At 66.3% G+C, this 21,300-nt stretch carries 17 protein-coding genes and 1 tRNA gene; 10 read left to right on the forward strand and 8 right to left on the reverse strand.

The window, feature by feature from the left end; genetic code table 11:
* The first annotated feature begins 218 nt into the window (after positions 1-218).
* Both Q8R61_RS07955 and Q8R61_RS07960 read left to right on the forward strand, forming a co-directional pair.
* On the forward strand, positions 219-2,099 hold the full coding sequence (locus tag Q8R61_RS07955; protein ID WP_305535999.1) for an ATP-binding protein: 1,881 nt from the start codon (positions 219-221) through the stop codon (positions 2,097-2,099).
* A gap of 22 nt (positions 2,100-2,121) precedes the next feature.
* The gene (locus Q8R61_RS07960) at positions 2,122-4,329 is read left to right on the forward strand and encodes an EAL domain-containing protein (protein ID WP_305536000.1); all 2,208 of its coding nucleotides are present in this window, start codon (positions 2,122-2,124) and stop codon (positions 4,327-4,329) included.
* A 64-nt stretch (positions 4,330-4,393) separates the two neighbouring features.
* Here the strand turns inward: Q8R61_RS07960 and Q8R61_RS07965 are convergent, their stop codons facing one another.
* From Q8R61_RS07965 to Q8R61_RS08000, 8 genes are all read right to left on the reverse strand, one after another.
* Positions 4,394-6,571, reverse strand: coding sequence for a malate synthase G (locus Q8R61_RS07965; protein WP_305536002.1), 2,178 nt, complete (start codon positions 6,569-6,571; stop codon positions 4,394-4,396).
* Between the two features lie 11 nt (positions 6,572-6,582).
* Positions 6,583-7,533, reverse strand: a complete 951-nt coding sequence (locus Q8R61_RS07970; protein ID WP_305536004.1) for a D-2-hydroxyacid dehydrogenase — start codon at positions 7,531-7,533, stop codon at positions 6,583-6,585.
* Positions 7,534-7,568: 35 nt separating this feature from the next.
* Positions 7,569-8,447, reverse strand: coding sequence for a 2-hydroxy-3-oxopropionate reductase (locus Q8R61_RS07975; RefSeq protein WP_305536005.1), 879 nt, complete (start codon positions 8,445-8,447; stop codon positions 7,569-7,571).
* Between the two features lie 34 nt (positions 8,448-8,481).
* A complete protein-coding gene (locus Q8R61_RS07980; protein WP_305536007.1) occupies positions 8,482-10,671 on the reverse strand; it encodes a TRAP transporter large permease subunit in 2,190 nt (729 codons plus the stop codon).
* Positions 10,668-11,258 (reverse strand): TRAP transporter small permease subunit, encoded by a 591-nt coding sequence (locus Q8R61_RS07985; RefSeq protein WP_305536009.1) that lies wholly within the window; start codon positions 11,256-11,258, stop codon positions 10,668-10,670. Before Q8R61_RS07985 ends, Q8R61_RS07980 begins: the two co-directional genes overlap by 4 nt.
* Before the next feature lie 54 nt (positions 11,259-11,312).
* Complete coding sequence (locus Q8R61_RS07990) at positions 11,313-12,464, reverse strand: TRAP transporter substrate-binding protein (RefSeq protein ID WP_305536011.1); 1,152 nt, start codon at positions 12,462-12,464, stop codon at positions 11,313-11,315.
* Positions 12,465-12,678: 214 nt separating this feature from the next.
* A tRNA-Phe gene (locus Q8R61_RS07995) sits at positions 12,679-12,754 on the reverse strand.
* A 256-nt stretch (positions 12,755-13,010) separates the two neighbouring features.
* Entirely contained in the window at positions 13,011-13,409 is a 399-nt protein-coding gene (locus tag Q8R61_RS08000) for a hypothetical protein (protein WP_305536013.1), read from the reverse strand.
* 295 nt (positions 13,410-13,704) lie between these two features.
* Between Q8R61_RS08000 and gspG the strand changes: the two genes are divergently transcribed.
* Genes gspG through Q8R61_RS08040 form a run of 8 tightly spaced genes read left to right on the forward strand, consistent with a single transcriptional unit; the run spans position 13,705 to position 21,299 of the window.
* On the forward strand, positions 13,705-14,139 hold the full coding sequence (gene gspG, locus Q8R61_RS08005; protein ID WP_305536015.1) for a type II secretion system major pseudopilin GspG: 435 nt from the start codon (positions 13,705-13,707) through the stop codon (positions 14,137-14,139).
* Positions 14,140-15,324 (forward strand): type II secretion system F family protein, encoded by a 1,185-nt coding sequence (locus Q8R61_RS08010; protein ID WP_305536017.1) that lies wholly within the window; start codon positions 14,140-14,142, stop codon positions 15,322-15,324.
* Positions 15,321-16,997, forward strand: coding sequence for a GspE/PulE family protein (locus tag Q8R61_RS08015; protein WP_305536019.1), 1,677 nt, complete (start codon positions 15,321-15,323; stop codon positions 16,995-16,997). Before Q8R61_RS08010 ends, Q8R61_RS08015 begins: the two co-directional genes overlap by 4 nt.
* Positions 16,978-17,736 carry a hypothetical protein gene (locus Q8R61_RS08020; RefSeq protein ID WP_305536021.1) on the forward strand — a complete coding sequence of 253 codons (759 nt, stop codon included), beginning with the start codon at positions 16,978-16,980 and terminating at the stop codon, positions 17,734-17,736. The genes Q8R61_RS08015 and Q8R61_RS08020 overlap by 20 nt, the downstream gene beginning before the upstream one ends.
* Positions 17,737-18,267, forward strand: a complete 531-nt coding sequence (locus Q8R61_RS08025) for a PilN domain-containing protein (RefSeq protein WP_305536023.1) — start codon at positions 17,737-17,739, stop codon at positions 18,265-18,267. It abuts the gene before it with no gap.
* A complete protein-coding gene (locus tag Q8R61_RS08030; protein WP_305536025.1) occupies positions 18,264-18,794 on the forward strand; it encodes a GspMb/PilO family protein in 531 nt (176 codons plus the stop codon). Before Q8R61_RS08025 ends, Q8R61_RS08030 begins: the two co-directional genes overlap by 4 nt.
* The gene (locus Q8R61_RS08035; RefSeq protein WP_305536027.1) at positions 18,791-19,285 is read left to right on the forward strand and encodes a hypothetical protein; all 495 of its coding nucleotides are present in this window, start codon (positions 18,791-18,793) and stop codon (positions 19,283-19,285) included. The genes Q8R61_RS08030 and Q8R61_RS08035 overlap by 4 nt, the downstream gene beginning before the upstream one ends.
* Position 19,286: 1 nt before the next feature.
* Complete coding sequence (locus Q8R61_RS08040; protein ID WP_305536029.1) at positions 19,287-21,299, forward strand: secretin N-terminal domain-containing protein; 2,013 nt, start codon at positions 19,287-19,289, stop codon at positions 21,297-21,299.
* The last annotated feature ends 1 nt before the right edge of the window (position 21,300 follow it).

The raw sequence follows: 21,300 nt of genomic DNA on the forward strand, positions 1-21,300 counted from the left end.
GTAACAGCATGGGCTGTCTACGGACATGCCAGCGATAACTTGAAAACAACAGTTCGTCGCCGCAGCCCGATTATTTCACGTCTCAGATTGACGGTGTAGCAAAAATTATTATATATAGCAACAACATGCATGATATTTCGAATACTTTACTAAAGAAGTCCGAGCTAACAGCCTGCCTTTGTGCCCCAGGCATTGTGGCCGAGGCGCTGGAGCAGCTGATGCGGGGAGCAGTTGCGCGCACGGCGTTTGCCGACTGCGTGCGCTGCGATCCCGTGCTGGCCTTGCGCCTGCGCCTGCTGCCGGCGGACCTGGGCGACGCGCAGCCGGATTTGTTGCGCGCCCTGCTGCTGGCGGTGCCCGTTGTAGCAGGAACGGCACAGACTGCCTATGCGGCACGCTGGCGGCAGTCGATCGGCGTGGCACATCTGGCCCAGGCGCTCGCGCTGCGCGCCGGGGTGGCGGATGCCGAGGCGGCCTGGACCGCCGGCCTGGCACACAACCTCGCGGATTACCTCGATCCCGACCTTGCTCACCCGGCGCCCGCCGCCGACTGGTTCGCCGGATTCGACGCCGACGGCTGGGTGGCGGATGCGGTGCGCTACCACGCCGAACCGCTGGTGCGCGGACGCGCCGCGCATGCGCTGGTGCGCATCGTCCAGCTGGCCTATCACCTGGTGACGCGGCCCGATGCGGTCGACAGCGTCGACGTGCGCGCCGCGCTGGGCGCCTTGCAGATCGGCGCGGGCGAAGCCGCCCAGCTGCTGGCAGACAGCCAGGCGCAGAGCCGCCAGCACGCGCTGCGCTTCGGCCTCGCCGATCTCGGGGTGCAGACGCAAGGCATGGGCTTCGATCGCCTGGCCCGCCTGTATGCCGGGCAGGCAGCACAGTCGGCGTTGCACCGGCATTTCCGTAGCGCAACCGGTAGCGAGTCGGTGTTTGGATTGCTGCAGGACAGCCTGCGCGCCCTGTTCGGCATCGAACAGGCCTGCTTGTTTGCGCCCGCCGCCGATGCCAGCCTGCGCGTGACTGCACTGATTCCGGCACCGCCCGGCCTCGGTGCGCTGGCGATTCCGCCCGACGATGCCCATTCGGCGCTGCCGCGTGCGCTGGTGCGCAATGCGCCCCAGACCTTTACCCGCGGCGAAGCCGGCGCGGCGTTGGCCGACGAGCAGATCGCCCGGCTGCTCGGCGTCGACACCTTTATCAGCCAGCAGATGAGCCTGCCCGACGGCCGCATCGGCGTGCTGGTGGCGGGCAATCCCCTGTCCGGACTCAGCATGTCGCCGCTGTGGCGCTTTGTCCTGGCCGAATGCGCTGATGCGCTGCAGCCGGCCTTCGCGCCGGCGCAGGCGATTGCTGCGCCGCCCGCGGTGCCGGACGACGCGATCCCGCGCGAACGGGTGCGGCGCGCCATTCACGAGGTGGCCAATCCGCTCACCATCATGCGCAATTACGTCAACCTGCTGTCGGAACGCCTCGGCGCGGATTCGTCGGTGCAGCGCGACCTCGGCATCATCGCCGACGAAATCGAGCGCGTGGCGCGCATCGTGCGCGGCCTCACGGCGTCCGAGGAGATTGGCCCGCCGGCCGCCGCGTCGCTGGAACTGGTGTCGGTCAACAGCGTGGTGTCCGAACTGGTGCGGATGGCGCTCGGCACGCTGTTTGCGCCGAACAAGGTCAATGTGCAGATCGACCTCAACCCCGATGTGCCGCCGATGCCCCTGCAAAAAGACCTGCTGAAGCAGGTGCTGTTCAACCTCGCCAAGAATGCGGTCGAGGCGATGCAAAGCGGCGGCCACCTCAAGTTCAGCACCCGCCTGGTCATGGTGGACGGCCAGCAGCATGTCGAAATCGAAGTCGCCGATACCGGCCCCGGCCTGCCGGCGGCCGTGACCTCGCACCTGTTCGAACCGGTGATCAGCGAGAAAGGCGGCGACCACGCCGGCCTCGGCCTCACCATCAGCCGCGGCCTGGTCGAACGCATGAACGGCCAGCTCAGCTGCACCAGCACCCCGCAAGGCACCCATTTCCTGATCCGCCTGCCCACCCTGCAGAACGGTCAGGTTCCGATCACGACAACACGCTACGGGTCTATGTAACCCCGGCTCAAGGAGAACAACCATGTCAGACGATCCCAGCGATCCCGGCCCGCATCCTGCGGTCATCAGCACTTTCCCCATGCGTCCGCGCCTGCTGGTGGTGGACGACGAACCGCTGATTCTGGAGGGACTCGTGCGCCTGCTCTCGACACGTGATTACGACGTGGCGACTGCCGGCGGCGGCTGCGAGGCGCTGATCGCCATCGGCAAGCAGCAGTTCGACGTCATCCTGCTCGACCTCGGCATGCCCGACCTCAACGGCAACGAGGTGCTGCGCTTTGTGTCCGATCGCAGCGCCGACACCCCGGTGATCGTGGTGTCCGGCGACAGCACCATCGACGCGGCGATCCGCGCGCTGCGCGGCGGTGCCGCCGACTTCGTGCGCAAGCCCTACGAGCCGGAAGAGCTGTTGCGCCGCATCGACAACACGCTGATCCGGCGCCGGCTCGAACGGGAGAACAACCACATCCTGCAGCGCCTGCAGCAATCGGAAAAATGGCATCGCTTTCTGGTCAACAGCTCGCCCGACCTCATCTACACCCTGGACGGCGACGGCCGCTTCACCTTCGCCAACGAGCGCGTCGAAAGCCTGCTCGGCTACCGCAGCGAGGAACTGCTGGGCCAGCACTACAGCCTGGTGATCCACGAGGACGACATCGCGCGCGCCGAACATGTGTTCAATGAACGTCGCGCCGGCGATCGCAGCGCGCGCAACATCGAGATCCGTCTCAAGTGCAATCCGGGTATGCGTCGCCCGCGCCTGATGAACGGGCGCTGCAAGACCGTCGAGCTGACCGCGACCGGCATGTACGACGAGGCGGCCAGCGCATTCGAGCAGCGCTTCATCGGCAGCTACGGCGTCGCCAAGGACATCACCGAGCGCAAACAGGCCGAGGAAACCATGCACTATCAGGCCTATCATGACCTGCTCACCGGCCTGCCCAACCGCGCGCTGTTCCGCGACCATCTCGGCCTGATGCTGGCGCAGGCGCGCCGCAACCAGAAGCCGCTCGCGGTGCTCAGTCTCGATCTCGACCATTTCAAGGTAATCAACGATTCGCTTGGCCACACCATCGGCGACGAACTGCTGCTCGCCGTCGGCACCCGCTTGCGCCAATGTCTGCGCGAAGGCGACACGCTGGCGCGCCTGGGCGGCGACGAATTCGCGGTGCTGCTGCCCACCCTGGTGTCGCGCAGCGACGTCGAGCACATCTGCCGCAAGGTCATCCAGGTGCTGTCCAAACCGGTCTACGTCAAGGGCCACGAAATCTACATTTCGGTGAGCATCGGCGCCTGCGTCGCACCGGAGGATGGCGATATGATCGACAGCCTGATCCGCCAGGCCGAGATCGCCATGTACCAGGCCAAGTCGCAGGGCCGCAGCCGTCTGCAGTTCTGGGAGCACGGCATGCAGGCGCCCTACTCCGAGCGCATGCAGATCGAGGCCGACCTGCGCCGCGCGCTGGCGCGCAACGAATTCGTGCTGTTCTACCAGCCGCAGGTCGACACCACCACCGGCGAAGTGCGCGGCTTCGAGGCCCTGTTGCGCTGGTGGCATCCACAGCGCGGCCTACTGACGCCGGCCGACTTCATTCCGGTGGCCGAGGAGTCCGGCGTCATCGTGCCGATCGGCGACTGGGTGCTGCGCCAGGCCGGCGCGCAGATAGCCGAATGGCGCCGTGCGGGGCTGCCGCCTGTGCGTCTGTCGGTCAACATTTCCGCGCGCCAGCTCGAGAATCCCGACTTTGTCGACAGCGTCATGCGCGCGATCCAGGTCTATTCGCTCGACGGCCACCAGTTGGAACTTGAGATCACCGAGAGCCTCTTGATGCGCGACTTCGAAGCCAATGCGATCAAGCTCGGGCGGCTTTCCGCATCCGGCATCCGGCTCGCCATCGACGACTTCGGCACCGGCTACAGCTCGTTCAAATACCTGTCGCGCTTCCCGATCCACACGCTGAAAATCGACCAGTCCTTCGTGCAGGATCTCGAGCGCGAAGAGAACATGTCCATCGTCAACGCGATGGTGGCAATGGGGCGTGGCATGAACCTCAATGTCGTCGCCGAAGGCGTCGAAACCGAATCCCAGCGTGCGCGCCTGCAGCAGATGCAGTGCCATGAGATCCAGGGCTATTTCTACAGCGTGCCGCTTTCCGGCCATGAGGCAACCGCGCTGCTGGGCGAACATGCGCGCGGCTTTGCCGGTGCGGGGAGCCGGGCGGCAGGCTAGTTTCGAGCCGTCGCACCGCTAGAGCGTCGCGCGACTAGTCGCCGCGCCTTGAATGCTACGCGGCTCAGTCGCCGCGCAATGCCGCCTTGAACTGCCGGCGCCGCCGGTGCAGCGTGGGCTCGGTGTAGCCATTGGGAACGCGGCGGCCGTGAAAGATCATGTCCTGCGCGGCCTGGAAGGCGAGGCTGATGAAGCTGGGCGCCATGTTGATATAGTCGGGGTCACCTGCATTCTGCTGGTCCACCAGCCGCGCCATGCGCTGCAGGGCATCCATCACCTGGGTTTCGCTGACCACGCCGTGGTGCAGCCAGTTGGCGATGTGCTGGCTGGCGATGCGCAGCGTCGCGCGGTCTTCCATCAGGCCGACGTTGTCGCGGTTGGGCACCTTGGATGCGCCCATGCCCTGGTCGATCCAGCGCACCACGTAGCCGAGCAGGCCCTGGATGTTGTTGTCGAGTTCCTGCTGGATGTCGTCGGCGGACCAGCCCGGTTTGTCGACCACGGGAATCGTGAGCAGGTCGTCGAGCGCAGCGCGTGCGCGTGATCGCAAGCCCTGCTGGCGCGCGCCCACGTCGACGCGGTGATAGTGGATCGCGTGCAGGGTGGCGGCCGTGGGCGACGGCACCCAGGCACAGCTGGCGCCGGCTTCGGGATGCGCCTGCTTCGTCGCCATCATGTCGGCCATGCGGTCGGGCATGGTCCACATGCCCTTGCCGATCTGCGCACGGCCGGCGAGACCGCAGGCGAGGCCCACGTCTACGTTCCAGTCCTCGTAGGCGCGCAGCCAGGCGGCGGATTTCATCTCGCCCTTGCGCAGCACCGGCCCGGCTTCCATCGAGGTGTGGATCTCGTCGCCGGTGCGGTCGAGAAAGCCGGTGTTGATGAAGATCAGTCGTTCGCGCGCGGCGCGGATGCATTCCTTGAGGTTGAGCGTGGTGCGCCGTTCCTCGTCCATCACGCCGAGCTTCAGCGTGTTGCGCGGCAGCCCCAGCAGTGCCTCGATGCGCGCGAACAGCTCCACCGTGAACGCGACTTCGTCCGGCCCATGCTGCTTGGGCTTGACGATGTAGACGCTGCCGCAACGACTGTTGCGCAGCGGGCTCGTGCCTTTCAGGTCGTGCAGTGCGCAGAGGCTGACGATCAGGGTGTCGAGCAGACCTTCGAACACCTCGTTGCCCGCCGCGTCCAGCACCGCGTCAGTGGTCATCAGGTGGCCGACGGTGCGCACCAGCATCAGGCTGCGGCCGGCAATGTCGAAATAGTGGCCCGCGGGCGAAAGGTAGCGGCGGTCCGGATTGAGGCTGCGGGTCTGGGTCTTGCCGCCCTTCTCGAATGCGCTGGCAAGCTGGCCTTTCATCAGCCCCAGCCAGTTGCGATAGACCAGGGTCTTGTCGCCGGCATCCACCGCGGCCACCGAATCCTCGCAATCCATGATGGTGGTGATCGCCGCTTCCAGAAAAATGTCGCGGATGCCGGTGGGGTGCAGCGCGTGGATCGGATGGTCGGTATTGAAATGGATCTCGATGTGCAGGCCATGGTGCATCAGCAGCAGTGAACTGATCGCGCCGGCCTTGTCCTGGTAACCCCTGAACTGGGCGGGATCGCGCAGTCCGGTATGGGCGCCGCTCGACAGCGTCACGGCAAGCTGGCCTGCCTTGACCGTGTAGGCGATGGCATCGATGTAGCTGCCCTCGACCAGCGGCGCGGCCGCGTCGAGAAAGGCCTTGGCATACGCTATGACTTTGGCGCCGCGCACCGGGTTGAAGGTGCCTTTTTTCTCGGCGCCGCCCTCGCCGGGAATGACATCGGTGCCGTAGAGCGCATCGAACAGGCTGCCCCAGCGCGCGTTGGCCGCATTCAGCGCGTAGCGGGCATTGTTCACCGGCACCACCAGCTGCGGTCCGGCGAGGCGCGCGATTTCGGCGTCGACGTTCTCGGTGGCGATGCTGAAATCCTCGCCTTCCGGCAGCAGGTAGCCAATGTCGATCAGGTGCTGCCGGTAGGCTGCGGCGTCGTGCGGCTGGCCGCTGCGCTGCAGGTGCCAGGCGTCGATGCGGGCCTGCAGCTCGTCGCGGCGCGCCAGCAGCGCGCGGTTCTTCGGCGTCAGATCGCGCACGATGTCGGCGAAGCCCTGCCACAGCTGCTCGCTGGAAATGCCTGTGCCCGGCGCGATCTCGTCGTGCACCAGGTCGTACAGCGGCTGGGCAATCGAGAGGCCGGCGACCGGGATGCGTGCGTTCATGGCGGGTCTGGCTAGCTGACGACGTTGCGCGGTGCGCCGGCCACGAAGGCCTCGATGTTGTCGACCAGCTGGTCGGCGAGCGTCTGCATCGCCTCCCGGCTGGACCAGGCCACGTGCGGCGTCAGGATGAAATTGGGACGATCGAGCTCGAGCAGCGGGTTGCCGTCGCGCGGCGGCTCCACCGAAAGCACGTCGAAACCGGCACCGGCAATGCGTCCCGAGGTGAGTGCTACGGCCAGCGCCGCCTCGTCCACCAGGTTGCCGCGCGCGGTGTTGATGAGCAGGGCGCTGGGCTTCATCAAGCCGAACTCGCGGGTGGAAATCATGTGCCGCGTTTCGGCGGTGAGCGGGGTGTGCAGCGAGATCACGTCGGCCTCGGCGAGCACGCGGTCAAAGGGCGTGTGGCCCGCGCGCGTCACGGCGGCACCCTTGTGCTCGGCGACCAGCACCCGCATGCCGAAGGCTTCGGCAATTTTTTGCATGCCGTGGCCGAGCGAGCCGTAGCCCACCAGCCCCAGCGTGCTGCCGTGAAGATCGTTGACCGGGCGGGTGAACAGGCAGAACTGCTCGGTTTTCTCCCATAAACCGGCGCGCACGTCCTCGCGCCAGCCAAGCAGATTGCGGCGCAGCGCCAGCATCAGCATGAAGGCGTGCTCGGGCACCGTGTTCACCGCGTAGCCGCGGATGTTGGAGACGACGATGCCGTGTCCGCGGCAGTAGGCGAGGTCGACGTTGTCGGTGCCGGTGGCGGATACCGCAATCAGCTTCACGCCCGGTGCCTGCGCCAGGATGTCGGCGGAGAGCTTGACCTTGTTGCTGATGACGATGCTGGCGTTCCGGATGCGCGCGGCGACCTCTTCCGGACGGGTCTGGTCGTGGTCGATCCAGTCATGCGCGAACGACGGCACGCGCATGTCGGCGATCAGGCTCTGGCGGTCGAGAAAGACGATGGTATGTTTCATGAATAAAACCGGTTCGCGAAGGACGCAAAGGAAAACTACCGTTCCATGCCGGACTCGCGCTCGACGATCTTCATCACCGCGGCCGAATCCAGCTCGGCGCCGCCGGTGCCCATCAGCGCGTTCAGGTGCTGCATCACCAGTGCCGCGCCCGGCAGCGCGAGGCCCAGCTCCTTCGCGGTCTGCATCACGATGTTGATGTCCTTCTGGTGTAGTTTCGTCTTGAATCCGGGCGTGTAGTCGTTGTCGAGCATGCGCTTGCCGTGCACTTCGAGGATGCGGCTGCCGGCGAACCCGCCCATCAGCGCATCGCGGACTTTCGTCGGGTCGACGCCGTTCTTGCGCGCGAAAGTGAGCGCCTCGGCGACGCCCTCGATGGTGACCGCGACCACGATCTGGTTGCAGGCCTTGGCGACCTGCCCGGCGCCATGGTCGCCGACCCGCACGATGTTCTTGCCCATGGCCTCGAACACCGGCTTCACGCGCTCGAATACCTCCGGCTTGCCGCCGACCATGATCGACAATGTGGCGTTGATGGCGCCGACGTCGCCGCCGGACACCGGGGCGTCGAGCATCTCAATGCCGCGCGCCTGCAGCTTTTCCGCGAACAACCGGGTCGCGGTGGGCGAGATGGTGCTCATGTCGACTACCACCGAACCGGGCTTCGCGCCGGCGGCGACACCGTGTTCGCCGAACAGCACCTGCTCGACGTCGGGCGTGTCCGACACCATGACGATGATGAGATCGGCCTGCGCCGCGGCGTCGGCGATGGTCACGCAACAGGCGCAGCCGGCTTCGACCGGTTGCGCCATGGTTTCGGCGCGGCGGCCGTGCACGAAGACCGTGTGGCCGGCCTTCTTCAGGTTGACGGCCATGGGCCGGCCCATGATGCCCATGCCGATGAATGCGATGTTCATCGTTGCTCCTCGATAAAACGGGTTTCAGTCGGTTTCATTTGTAGAGCACGCCCGGCAGCCACAGGCCGATCTGCGGCCAGATGTACAGGATCGCCATCGACACGATCACCAGCCCGAGGAAGGGCATCGAGCCCAGGAAGATCTGCCCCAGCGACACGCTGGGCGGCGCCACGCCCTTGAGATAGAACGCCGACGGCGCCATTGGTGGCGACAGGAAGGACATCTGCAGGTTGAGCGCTACCAGGAGGCCGAAGAACAGCGGGTCGATGTTGAAGTGCGCCAGCAACGGAATGAAAATCGGCATGAAGATGACGATGATCTCGGTCCATTCCAGCGGCCAGCCCAGAATGAAAATGATGAACTGCGTGAGCAGCAGGAATTCCAGCGGCGTCATGTCGAGCGACAGCACCCACTGCTCGACCACGTGCTGCCCGCCCAGCAGCGAAAACGCCGCCGAGTAGATGCTGGCGCCGACGAACAGCCAGCACACCATGGCCGATGTCTTGGCGGTCAGGTATACCGACTCGCGCAGCATCGGAATCAGCTTCACCTGCCAGCTGGCAAGCGCCGCCCAGACGAGGAAGGCCAGCATCGAGGCCTGGCCCAGGAGCGGCGGCAGCGGCGCAGCGATCACATGCGCCCGGTGCAGGATGAACCAGATGACCGAAGCGAGAAAGATGCCCCACAGCACGATCCAGCTCGGCCACCAGCGCCGGCGTGCTTCGCGTGGTTTTTCGTTGGCCATGTAGAAGGCCGCCAACACGAAGCCGCCGAGCGCGCCCATCGCGGCCGCTTCCGTCGGGGTGGCGAGACCAAACACGATGGAGCCGAGCACACCTAGGATCATCACCGCCAGCGGAAAGAAGGAGGTGAGCAGCATGCGGAACACTTCCAGCCGCGGGAACGTGAGCAGCAGGTAGCCGACTGCCAGCGCCGCTACGCCGACGCCAACGGTTTTCCAGAATGCCGCCGGGGCCGGCTCGCGGTCGGCGGTCGCCGGTGCGGCTTCGTCGGGCTCGGCCAGCGCCGGCGCTTCGTCGGCCGGCGCCTCTTCCAGCGCGGGCGGCAACTGCAGCGCTTCGGGTTCGGTCAGCGCTGGGGGTTCTTCAAGAGCGGCCGGCTCTTCCAGCGCGGGCGGCTCTCCGATGCCGGGGGCGAGGTCGTCTTCAACGGGCGGTTCGGAAATGCCCGGGGCGGTGTCCTCGCCGACATCGCTGCGCAAGGCCTCGGCGGACACCCCCATTTCCACCAGGCCCGAGGTGTCGAATTCCTCGGTCGGCTGGGTCAGCGTGTTCCAGGTCAGCCCCATGATGAGGGCGAACGCCAGCGCCGGCAGGCTCGCGACCAGCAGTACCTTGCCGACCGCCGCGCGCGAAACCGCGGCATCGCGTCGCCCGGCTACGGCACGCAGCAGTGCGGGCAGGGCAAGCTTTCCGTGGCGCGCCGAGAGGGCCGCCATATGCGTCGGCAGCGGCACGCTGCGGGCGTCCTGGCTCAGCGGCGGCGCCCAGTGCGGATTGAACCAGGCCACGATGATGACGTAGATCACATACAGCCCCGCCAGCAGCAGGCCGGGGAAGAAGGCGCCCGCATACAACTGCACCACCGAGACGCCGGCGGTGGCGCCATAGACGATCAGCATGATCGACGGCGGAATCAGGATGCCGAGGGTGCCGCCCGCCGCGATCACGCCGGCACTCAACTTGGTGTCGTAGCCGGCGCGCAGCATGGCCGGCAGCGCCAACAGGCCCATCAGCGTGACCACCGCGCCGACGATGCCGGTGGCGGTGGCGAAGATGGCGCAGGTCACCAGCGTGGCGACTGCGAGCGAGCCGGGAATGCGCGCCATCGCGATGTGGATGGCATGGAACAGCTTCTTGATCAGGTTGGCGCGCTCGACCAGATAGCCCATGAACAGGAACAGCGGCACCGCAATCAGCACATCGCTGGTCATCACGCCGTAGGAGCGCTGCACCGCCAGGTCGAGCGTCTGCTGCACCGCGACCGTGGGGTCGACCGAACGGTAGGCGAACCAGGAAAATATCACGCCCATGCCCATCAGCGTGAAGGCGCTGGGAAAGCCCATCATCATCGCCACCACGATCAGGCACAGCATGATGATGCCGATGTGGCCGTTGTTGAGCGTGCTCCACGGCGTCAGCACGGCAATCGCCAGCAGGATCAGGGCCATGATGCCGAAGCCGACAGCGAGCCCCCTGTTCATGGCCGGCCTCCCGCGGGTTCGTCGTCATCCTTGACCATCGCCCGCAGTTCTTCCAGATCGATTTCCTCCACGTCCTTCATGCGCGGCGGCCAGCTCCCCTCGCGCAGACAGACCACGCAGCGCAGGATCTCGACGATGCCCTGCAGCAGCAGCAGGAAACCCGCGGCTGGAATCACGAACTTGAAGGGATACAGCGGCAACGGGTCGGGGCTGAAGGTGTTCTCGCGAATCGCCAGCGATTCGTTGGCGTAGGTCCAGCCGGCCCAGGTCAGCGCAAGCACGCCCGGCAGGTAGAAGAATACGAACAGCACCAGGTCGATGCTGGCCTGGGTGCGCGGCTTCAGCGCGCCATACAGCACGTCGCCGCGCACATGGCCCTGGTGCGCCAGCGTATAGGCGCCGGCCATCATGAACAGCGTGCCGTACAGCATGATCTGGGCGTCGAGCGCCCAGGGGTGCGGGTGATTCAGAAAGTAGCGGGAAAACACTTCCCAGGAGACCAAGAGGGTCAGAACGGCTATAGCCCAGGCGAAGAAGCGACCGACGAACGTGGACAGGCGGTCGATCGCCATCAGGAGTGTCTGCATAAGGTTACAACCCGAAGGGTTAGGCCGCCGGCACGCGCCGGCGGCGGAGTGCGCTTAGCCTTTCTTCTTGGCGAAGAAGTGGTTGTACGCCATCTTGTAGTCCACGTTCGTGTCGTTCTGCCAGCGTGCTGCGCGCGCCGCGAAATTGCGCATCGAGTCGAGCACTTTCTTGAACGCCGGGTTTTCCGCGCTCTTCGCGGCCATGATCTTGTCCCAGGACTGCAGCTGCTTGCGCAGGATGGCATCGGGCGTCTTGTAGAACTTGACGCCCTTCTTGGTGCTCATGTCGATGTAGTCCTTGGAATAGCGGTCGATGGCCTTCCATGACATGTCGGCCGACGAGGCTTCGATGGCGTGCTTGATGATCGCCTTGTGCTCGGCATTGAGCGCGTCGTACTTCTTCTTGTTGAAGAGGATTTCGAACTGCTCGCTGGCCTGGTGAAAGCTCTGCAGCATGCAGATCTTGGCCACATCGGGGAAACCGAGCAGGTTGTCGGACGAGGCATTGTTGAATTCGGCCGCATCCAGCAGGCCGCGATCGAGCGCCGGCACGATCTCGCCGCCGGGCAGCGGGTTCACCGCTGCGCCCATATCCTTGTACATGTCCACCGCCAGACCCACGGTGCGGAATTTCACGCCCTTCATCTGCTCGACGTTGGTGATCGGCTTTTTGAACCAGCCGAAGGGCTGGGTCGGCATCGGGCCGTACAGCATCGACACCACATCCATGTTCATGCTCTTGTAGATGTCGTCCAGCAGCTCCTTGCCGCCGCCGTAGTAGTGCCACGCCAGCAGCATGTTGGGGTCCATGCCGAAGGCCGGACCGGAACCCCACAGCGCCACCGCCGAGTTTTTGCCGTACCAGTAGGCGATCACGCCGTGGCCGCCGTCCAGCGTGCCCTTGCTCACCGCATCGAGCAGGTCGAAGGCCTTGACCACCGCACCTGCCGGCAGCACCTCGATCCGGAGTTCTCTGCCGGACATGGCGTTGACCTTGTTGGCAAAGTCCACTGCATATTCATGAAAGATGTCCTTCGCGGGCCAGGTGCTCTGGAAGCGCAGGCTGATCGGGGCTTGCGCCTTGGCGATCGAGGGGAAACCCAGCGTCGCCGCGCCGGTCGCGGTCGCCGCGGCGGCGCCTAGGAACTTTCGGCGGCTCAGTGCGGATTCGGTTTGGGGGGCGGGCTTGCTGTTCTTCTTGCTCATGGCTGTCTCCTGGTTCTTGTCGAGGGGAAAAGCAGCTTCACATTAGTACAGCTTATGTACGGCATCAATTGCCAGATGCGAATATTTATGCGCGATTTCGAGCAAGCGACCGGAATCGGTGGTTTTGGGCAAGGCAGGGCGCCGGAATGTGGACGCGGCGCACAGCAAAACGGCCTCCGGCGGGAAACCCGCGGGAGGCCGTTCATCAATGAGGTGGTGGCCAGTCTCGGAATCGAACCAAGGACACGCGGATTTTCAATCCGCTGCTCTACCAACTGAGCTAACTGGCCTATACGCAACTGCTAAAAAAATCGGGCACTTGCGCGCAGTCAACCGCGCCCGTCTTCCCTTGCAAACGGCAGAAAAATTCCGGCCGTTCTGCAAAGGCTGGGCAGTATAAGCGAGGCGGTTCCTTTTGTGAAGCCGGGCCCCGGCTGACCCTATAAATGGCCCACCCTATCCCACATCCGACACTCGATGAGGTTTCACGACATGACTGAAGCAATCCTGCCAAACATGCTCGACAAGGAAACGGTCTGCATGCGGCTAGGCCTTGGCCAGCGAACGTTCGAGAAAATGGTGCGAGACAATGAGTTTCCCCCGCCGGTTCAGCTCGGAAAACGAGAGCATAAGTCGCCGCAGCTCCCCATTCCAGCGCGCCGACACGCAGGAATGTCGACACTTCGGCCGCCCGGATACAGGGCAGGGCCCCGGCCTTGTCGCCCTCCAGACCCACGAGCGCGCCCGTGTAATGACGGGGTTGAAATATGAGCCCCCGTTGCCGATCGCGCCGACATCGATGCCCAGCGCGTTCAGCAGGTCGTCCCGGCATTGACCTGCGAGTAGTAGGCTGACACCGGCATGAAAGATATCGCCGATGTTCATGACCACGATGGTGGGGTTGGATTTCCGGGGCGCCTCGAGCATGATCTTCAGGCGCGCCATGCCGCTGCACTTTGCCGCGCTGATGGTCCCGTCCGGTTTGCGAATCGGGCACTTGTGACCCACCGGATTCGCTGCGAGTCGAGTGTTGTGCTGGCGCCGTCGTCCCCGTGTCAATCCCGTGCTTTGGCCCGCTTCTCGCAGAGCTCGTCCGTCCGGCCGCGGGCCGTCGTCTTTGCAATGTCATAAAATTCGGCGAAGATGCACATGCTCATTTGTGCGGGTCTCGCCTGCCCCTGATGACTGCACACACAATGAATGAATGGGCATGGTGGCCCCAATCAGCCTGGAGTACCGCATGTTTTCGATAAGAACGTCCTTCCTGCGACCGCGTCAAGATGGCTTCACCCTGCTCGAACTACTGGTGGTACTGGTGATCCTGGGCCTTCTCGCGGGCTATGTGGCACCGCGCTATTTTTCGCAGGTCGGCAAATCCGAGGTGACGACAGCGCAGGCGCAGATCGGCGCGCTGGAAAAGGCGCTCGACCAGTACCGCATCGACACCGGACGCTATCCCAGCACCGAGCAGGGACTGGCGGCACTGAATGTCAAGCCGGCCGACGAAGCGCGCTGGGGCGGCCCCTATCTTAAAAAAGCGGTGCCGAGCGACCCCTGGGGCAATCCGTACCAATATCGCATGCCGGGTGAACACAGCGAGGTGGACGTGTTTTCCCTCGGCCGCGACGGCCGCCCCGGCGGCACCGAAGCCGACGCCGACATCGGCAACTGGTAAATGCGCTATCGGGTCAAAGCCTTGCATCCCGGCGCCGGCGTGACGGCGCTTACGGTCGAGGCGCTCGACGAAGCCGAGGCCACTAGCCGGCTGCAGCGTGAAGGCGCGCAGGTGCTGTCGGTCGTGGCCGAACGCGGGCATTGGCTGTCCGCGCGGCGGGCGCGGTTTCCGCTGCTGCTGTTCACCCAGGAACTGATCGCGCTGCTGGATGCCGGCCTGACCCTGACCGAGGCGCTGGAAACCCTGGCCGAAAAAGAGACGCGCGCCGAATCGCGCCAGCTGATCGAACGCCTGCTCACCACCATGCGCGAAGGCCGGCCGTTTTCGGCGGCGCTGGCAGCGCAGCCCGAGATGTTCCCGCCGCTGTACGCCGCCACCGTGCGGGCGGCCGAGAGCACCGGGGACCTGTCGCCGGCTCTCGCGCGCTTTGTCGGCTACCAGAACCAGATCGACTCGGTTAAGAAAAAAGTCCTGTCGGCGTCGATCTACCCGATGCTGCTGATCGGCGTCGGCACGTTGGTGATCGGGTTTCTGCTCGGCTATGTGGTGCCGCGCTTTGCCACCGTGTATGCCGACGCCGGTCGCGACCTGCCGTGGATGTCGCAAATGTTGCTGGCCTGGGGCGAGGCGGTCGAGGCGCACGGCGGCTGGATCGCGCTGGGGGCGATCGGCTTGATTGCCGGCTTCGTCGTGGCGCTGGCCCAGCCTGCTACGCGTGCGGCGCTCACCCGGCTGGCCTGGCGTCTCCCGGCCGTCGGCCAGCACCTGCGCACTTTTGAACTGGCGCGCTTCTACCGCAGCCTCGGCATGCTGCTGGTCGGCGGCATTCCGATCGTGCCGGCGCTCGGCATGGTGACCGGGCTGTTGTCCGCCCACCTGCGCAGCGGCGCGGCGACGGCGATGGAGGCGATGCGCCGCGGCGAAACCATTTCGGCCGCGTTTGCCCGCGGCGAGCTGACCACGCCGGTCGCCGCCAGGCTGCTGCGCGTCGGCGAAAAAAGCGGCCGCATGGGCGAGATGATGGAGCGCATCGCCATCTTCCACGACGATGAAATGGCGCGCTGGGTCGACTGGTTCACCCGCTTGTTCGAGCCGCTGCTGATGGTGTTCATCGGGCTGACCATCGGCCTGATCGTGGTGCTGCTCTACATGCCCATTTTCGAGCTGGCGGGATCGATCCAGTGAACGCGCCGCAGCCCGCCCTCACCCCGGCCACGCTGGCCAGCCTGCGCGAGCAGGCGCGCGCCGCCGGCCAGCCGGTGATGCTGCGGGTGCAGGAGCAGTTCGGCCTCGACGCCGAGGCCACCCTGGACCTGCTCGCGGCGCACAGCCACCAGCCGGCGTTCGACATGGCCGCACTCAATGCGCTGACGGTGGACTTCAGCCAGCTCGGTTTCAACGAGGCCGCGCGGCGGCATTGCCTGGTCGCGCAGGATGCCGAAGCCCGCACCTGGCTGCTGCTGACCGATCCGTGGGACAGCGCCAGCCGCGCCTACGCCGCGCATGTGCTGGGTGTGCCGTTCAACACCGGGCTGGCCCACCCGGCCGATCTCGCGGCGCTGATGGCGCGCCACGAGGAAGGCCTGCGCGCGATGGAGGGGATGGGCGGCGGCGGCGCGCAGGCGGCGCCGGATTCCGGCGCCGAGGCCTTGTCGTTTGCCAGCATCGCCGAGGACACCAGTCCGGTGGTGCGGCTGGTGCGCTCGACGCTCTACGACGCGCTGAAGGCGGGGGCGTCCGACATCCACCTGGAAACCGACGCCCACGGCCTGACGGTCAAGTACCGCATCGACGGTGTGCTCTCGCACATCGCCCACGCAGCGGGCGTCGACGTGGCCGAGCAGGCGATCTCGCGGATCAAGGTGATGTCCGAGCTCGACATCGCCGAGCGCCGGGTGCCGCAGGACGGCCGTTTCAAAGTAGCGATTCAGGGCCGCGAAGTCGACGTGCGGGTGTCGGTGATGCCGAGCGTGTTCGGTGAGGACGCGGTGCTGCGGATTCTCGACCGGCAGGCGTTGTCGGAGGAGCTTGCCGGCCTCACGCTGGAAGGCTTGGGCTATGCCGGGGCGCAGCTCGCGCGCATCCGCAAGCTGGCGGCCGAACCCTACGGCATGCTGCTGGTGACCGGGCCCACCGGATCAGGAAAAACCACCACGCTGTACGCGGCGATTTCCGAGATCAACCACGGCCGCGACAAGATCATCACCATCGAAGACCCGGTCGAATACCAGCTGCCGGGCGTGCTGCAGATTCCGGTCAACGAAAAGAAGGGCCTGACTTTCGCACGTGGCCTGCGCTCGATCCTGCGCCACGACCCGGACAAGATCATGGTCGGCGAGATCCGCGACGCCGATACCGCGCAGATCGCGGTGCAGTCGGCGCTGACCGGGCATCTGGTGTTCACCACCGTGCACGCCAACAATGTGTTCGACGTCATCGGCCGCTTCATCCACATGGGCGTCGACCCTTACAGCTTCGTCTCGGCGCTCAACGGCATCGTCGCGCAGCGCCTGCTGCGGATCAACTGCCCGCACTGCGCGGCGCCGGTCGAGCCATCGGCCGAGCTGCTCGAACTGTCGGGCCTGACCCCCGAAAAAACCCGCGACTACACCTTCCTTCAGGGCAGCGGCTGCGGGCATTGCCGCGGCAGCGGCTACAAGGGGCGGCGCGCGATCGCCGAAACCCTGCTGCTCACCGACGAGTTGCGCGAGCTGATCGTGGCGCGCGCGCCGATCGGCCAGATCAAGGAAGCCGCCCAACGCGGCGGCACCCGTACCCTGCGCGACGCCGCGCTGGCGCGGGTGAAGGCGGGCGATACCACGCTGGAGGAAATCAACCGTGTCACGCTGGCCGTCTGACACGCTGCGCATCGCGCTTGTGCCCGGCGAGGCGGCGCTGCTGCGTGCGCGCACCTCGCGCGTGCTGACGTCGCCGGTACGCACCGCCGCCAGCCTGCTGCCGCTGCTCGACGCTGCGCTCAGCGAGCCCGCCTGGCAGTGCCCGCGGGTCGAGGTCGTGCTCTCGCAGCACTTCGTCCGTCAGGTGCTGACGCCGCCGCCCGGCAAGGCACTGTCGCGCGCCGAGGAACAGGCACTGGTGGCCGCCAGCCTGCGCGAAATCTATGGCGAGACGGCAACGCACTGGCAGGTGCAGGTGCACAGCCAGCCACCGCAATACGGGCTGGTCGGCGCGGCCGTGGACGCTGCGCTGGTGCAGCAGCTGGACGCGCTGCTGGCGCGGCATGGCTGCCGCGACGTGCATATCCGCCCGCTGGCCAGCCATGCCGCGCGACACCTGCCGGCCCGGCCTGACGGCTGGTGGGTGCTGGCCGAAGCCGGCTGGCTCAGCGTATTCGGCGGCAGCCACGGCGTCTGGCATCACCTCGCTGCGCAGCCTGCCGATGCCGATTGGGCGAGCGCGCTGCCGCAGCTGATCGAGCGCGAAGCCGCCCAGGCCGCACTGCCGATGCCGGTCACGGTGTGGATCCAGGCGCTCGGCGCCGGCGCGGTAACGGCTCCTAAAACCGGCACCCCGCGCTGGCAGGTGCTGCCGCATGACAGCCGCACCCAGGGCGCGCTCGCGCTGGCGGGCATCTAGATGGCACGCCTCGATTTCGATTTCCATGCGCGTCCCGTGCGACCCGGCAAAGGGGCCATCGTGCTCGCGCTGGTTGGCGCGGCGGCGCTGGGCTGGAGCTGGAACAACCTGCAAACCACGCGCGCGACCGAAGCCGGGCTCGCCCTGCAGATCGCCGCGCTCGAACAGGCGGCGCCCCGCGCGGCCGCGCGCCCGGCCGCGGCGGCCGACGTTGCCACCCAGACCGCGCAGACCGATGTCACGGCCCTGCTCGCCTATTCCTGGCAGCCGGCATTCGAGGCGCTGGCGAACGCGCTCGACGACACGGTTGCGCTGGTGTCGCTCGACGCCAGCCAGGCCCGCTCGCAACTCAAGCTGGTGGCCGAGGCGCGCACGCTGGCGGAGGCCGTCGCCCTGATCGACAGGCTGCAGCAGCAGCCGGGAGTGAAGCGCGCCGCGCTGGTCCAGCACGAAGTGCAGGCCGAAGCCGATCAGAAGCCGGTGCGCTTCAATCTCCTGGTGGAGTTGCAGCCAGTGGAGTTGCAGCCATGAACACGCTGCTGTGGCAGCTTCGGCAATGGGCGCGGCGCCTGGGTGCAACCGGTCTGGCCGGGATCGGCCTGCTGGTTGCCGCACTGCTGCTGCAGACGCTCGGCGTCGGCACGCTGCAGCGGTCGATCGTCGCCCAGCAGGAGCGGCTGGCCGCGCTGCGGGTAGCCGCCGCCACCCGCGAGGCGTCGCCCACGCCGCCCGTTTTTAATCCGCTGGCCGCCTTGCCGCCGACCGGTGCGGCCTCGCAGCAGATCGGCGAACTGGCACAGCTGGCCGAGTCGCACGGGCTGGCGCTGCCGCGTGGCCGCTACAGCGTGACCTCGCAGGCCGGCACGGCGCTGGCGCGCTGGCAGCTGGTGTTGCCGGTCGAGACGCCTTACCCGGCGCTGCACGCCTTCCTCGCGGCGGCGCTGGAACGCCTGCCCAACCTGACGCTGGATGAACTGAAACTTGAGCGCGAGCGCATCGAGTCGACCGACCTGCAGGCTGAACTGCGGATGAGCCTGTTCGTGGAGACGGCGCCATGACCACATCCCGGCGTCGCGCACTGCTGTTCCTGGCGCTGGCCGGCGTGGTCGGCTGGTCGCTGTGGCTGGCTTTTGGTGAAACGGAGAATGCCGGGGTCGACGTTGCCGAGCCGGTGACGCGCGCCCGGTCTCCCGCGCCGGCCGAAACGGCGGCGCCGGTACAGCCGCCCGAGGCCGCGCCGCGGCTGGCGCTGTCGCGCAGCAACCTGTTCCCCCAACAGACCTGGTACGTGCCGCCGCCGCCCCCGCCCCCGCAGCCCTATGTCGCGCCGCCACCTCCGCAGGCGCCGAGCCTGCCCTTCAGCTACATGGGACGCTGGCAGGAAGCCGGCCAGACCACGTATTACCTGGCGCGCGGCACGCTGCCGGTCAGCGTGCGCGCGGGCCAGGTGCTCGACGGCGTTTGGCGGCTGGAACCAGTCACCGGCGGCCAGCTGAATTTCACCTATCTACCGCTGGACCAGACGCGCAGCCTGCGCACAGGAGATTGAGTTGCAGTACACCCGCCCTTCCGTTTTGACCGCCGCGCTGCTTGTCATGAGCGTGGCCGGTTGCGCCAGCACCAGCCTCAACGAGGGGCGCGAGCTGATCGCTGCCGGCAAGCCCGAAGCCGGCCTCGATCACCTGCGCGCGAACTTGGAGCGCGAGCCCGGCAACATCGAGCTCAAGGCCTACTACCACACGCAGCGCGAACGCCTGGCCAGCGAGCGCCTCACGCAGGCGCAGCAGGACCTGGATGCCGGCCGCTTCGACGCGGCCGAAGCCACGCTGCAAAGCGTGTTGCGGATGCATCCCGAAAACCCGCGCGCGGCGACGCTGTACGCCAACCTGGCGACGGCGCGTCAGCATCAGCAGGCGGTGGAGAAAGCCGATCAGGCGCTGGCGGCGGGCCGCACCGACGAGGCCACGCTCGCCTTGCGCCAGGTGTTGTCGCAAAACCCGGGGCACGCCGGCGCGCAGCGGCTGCTGCAGCAGATCCAGGCGGCGCGCCAGGCCGACGAACTGAGCCCGCGCGAACTCGGCGCCGTCTACCGCAAGCCGATCACGCTGGAATTCCGCGATGCGCCGCTGCGCAATGTGTTCGACATGATCTCGCGCCAGTCGGGCATCAATTTCGTGTTCGACAAGGATGTCCGGCTCGACATTAAGGCGACGCTGTTCGCGCGCAACACGCCGATCGCCGACGCACTGGATATGCTGCTGATGAGCGGGCAGTTGTCGAAAAAAGTGGTCAACGCCAACACGCTGCTGATCTACCCCGACGTGCCGCAGAAGCAGAAGGCGTATCAGGAATTGATGGTGAAGAGCTTTTACCTCGGCAATGCCGATGCCAAGGCCACAATGGCGATGGTGCGCACCCTGGTCAAAACGCGCGACCTCTACGTCGACGAGCGGCTGAACCTGCTGATCATGCGCGACACGCCCGACGCCATCCGCCTGGCCGAAAAAATCATCGCGGTGCAGGACCTGGCCGAACCGGAAGTGATGCTCGATGTCGAGGTGCTGGAAGTGAAGCGCGGGCGGCTGCTCGAACTGGGCGTGCAGTACCCGAACCAGTTCTCGCTGCTGAACCTGCCACCGTCGACGACGTCGACCATTGGGCAGGGCGGCGTGGTCACCAACACCACCCCCCCCGCTTCTGTGCTGACCGTCGAGAGCTTGAAGAACATCACGGCAAGCCAGATTGCCATTAGTCCCACCCCCATGGTGAATCTCCGCAAGGACGACAGCGACGTCAACATCCTGGCCAACCCGCGCATCCGCGTGAAGAACCGCGAAAAAGCCAAGATCCACATCGGCGACAAGGTGCCGGTGATCACCTCTAACACCACCTCGACCGGGGTGATCTCGGAGTCGGTGTCCTATCTCGACGTGGGACTCAAGCTCGACGTCGAGCCCAGCGTGCTGATGCGCGACGACGTGCAGATCAAGGTCGGGCTGGAAGTCTCCAACATCGTGCGCGAAATCCGCAGCAACAGCGGCACGCTGACCTACCAGATCGGCACCCGCAACGCCGGCACCACGCTGCGCCTGAAGGACGGCGAAACCCAGGTGCTGGCCGGCCTGATTTCGGACGAGGACCGCAGCACCGCCAGCCGCATTCCCGGACTCGGCGACCTGCCGCTCTTGGGCCGGCTGTTCTCCAATCAGCGCGACGAGCGCAGCAAGACCGAAATCGTGCTGCTGATCACGCCGCGCATCCTGCGCAGCGACGCCACCCGCCAGCCGGCGCTGACCGAATTCCGCGGCGGCACCGAGAACGCCATCGGCGGCGGCCTGCCATCCCAGCCCCAGGTGTTCGACGCGCCCCCGCCACCCCCCGACGGCGCGCCGTCCATGATTGACGGGATTCCCTCGCCATCGCCCATTTCCGATGTGACGGGGCCAACGCTCAACATCCCGGGCCAGCCGCTTCCGCCCCCGCCTCCACCCGGCGGCGTGCCGGTGGAACCGCCACCGCTGCCGCTGCCGCAGATTCCCGCGCCGCCGGAAACGGACAACTAGA

It is taken from the genome of Thiobacillus sp., assembly GCF_030696885.1.
Lineage (GTDB): Bacteria > Pseudomonadota > Gammaproteobacteria > Burkholderiales > Thiobacillaceae > Thiobacillus.

Coding starts and splice junctions, on each gene's coding strand:
- Q8R61_RS07955 (WP_305535999.1), top strand. CDS start 219: ATGCGGGGAGCAGTTGCGCGCACGGCGTTTGCCGACTGCGTGCGCTGC.
- Q8R61_RS07960 (WP_305536000.1), top strand. CDS start 2,122: ATGTCAGACGATCCCAGCGATCCCGGCCCGCATCCTGCGGTCATCAGC.
- Q8R61_RS07965 (WP_305536002.1), bottom strand. CDS start 6,571: ATGAACGCACGCATCCCGGTCGCCGGCCTCTCGATTGCCCAGCCGCTG.
- Q8R61_RS07970 (WP_305536004.1), bottom strand. CDS start 7,533: ATGAAACATACCATCGTCTTTCTCGACCGCCAGAGCCTGATCGCCGAC.
- Q8R61_RS07975 (WP_305536005.1), bottom strand. CDS start 8,447: ATGAACATCGCATTCATCGGCATGGGCATCATGGGCCGGCCCATGGCC.
- Q8R61_RS07980 (WP_305536007.1), bottom strand. CDS start 10,671: ATGAACAGGGGGCTCGCTGTCGGCTTCGGCATCATGGCCCTGATCCTG.
- Q8R61_RS07985 (WP_305536009.1), bottom strand. CDS start 11,258: ATGCAGACACTCCTGATGGCGATCGACCGCCTGTCCACGTTCGTCGGT.
- Q8R61_RS07990 (WP_305536011.1), bottom strand. CDS start 12,464: ATGAGCAAGAAGAACAGCAAGCCCGCCCCCCAAACCGAATCCGCACTG.
- Q8R61_RS08000 (WP_305536013.1), bottom strand. CDS start 13,409: ATGGCGCGCCTGAAGATCATGCTCGAGGCGCCCCGGAAATCCAACCCC.
- gspG (WP_305536015.1), top strand. CDS start 13,705: ATGTTTTCGATAAGAACGTCCTTCCTGCGACCGCGTCAAGATGGCTTC.
- Q8R61_RS08010 (WP_305536017.1), top strand. CDS start 14,140: ATGCGCTATCGGGTCAAAGCCTTGCATCCCGGCGCCGGCGTGACGGCG.
- Q8R61_RS08025 (WP_305536023.1), top strand. CDS start 17,737: ATGGCACGCCTCGATTTCGATTTCCATGCGCGTCCCGTGCGACCCGGC.
- Q8R61_RS08030 (WP_305536025.1), top strand. CDS start 18,264: ATGAACACGCTGCTGTGGCAGCTTCGGCAATGGGCGCGGCGCCTGGGT.
- Q8R61_RS08035 (WP_305536027.1), top strand. CDS start 18,791: ATGACCACATCCCGGCGTCGCGCACTGCTGTTCCTGGCGCTGGCCGGC.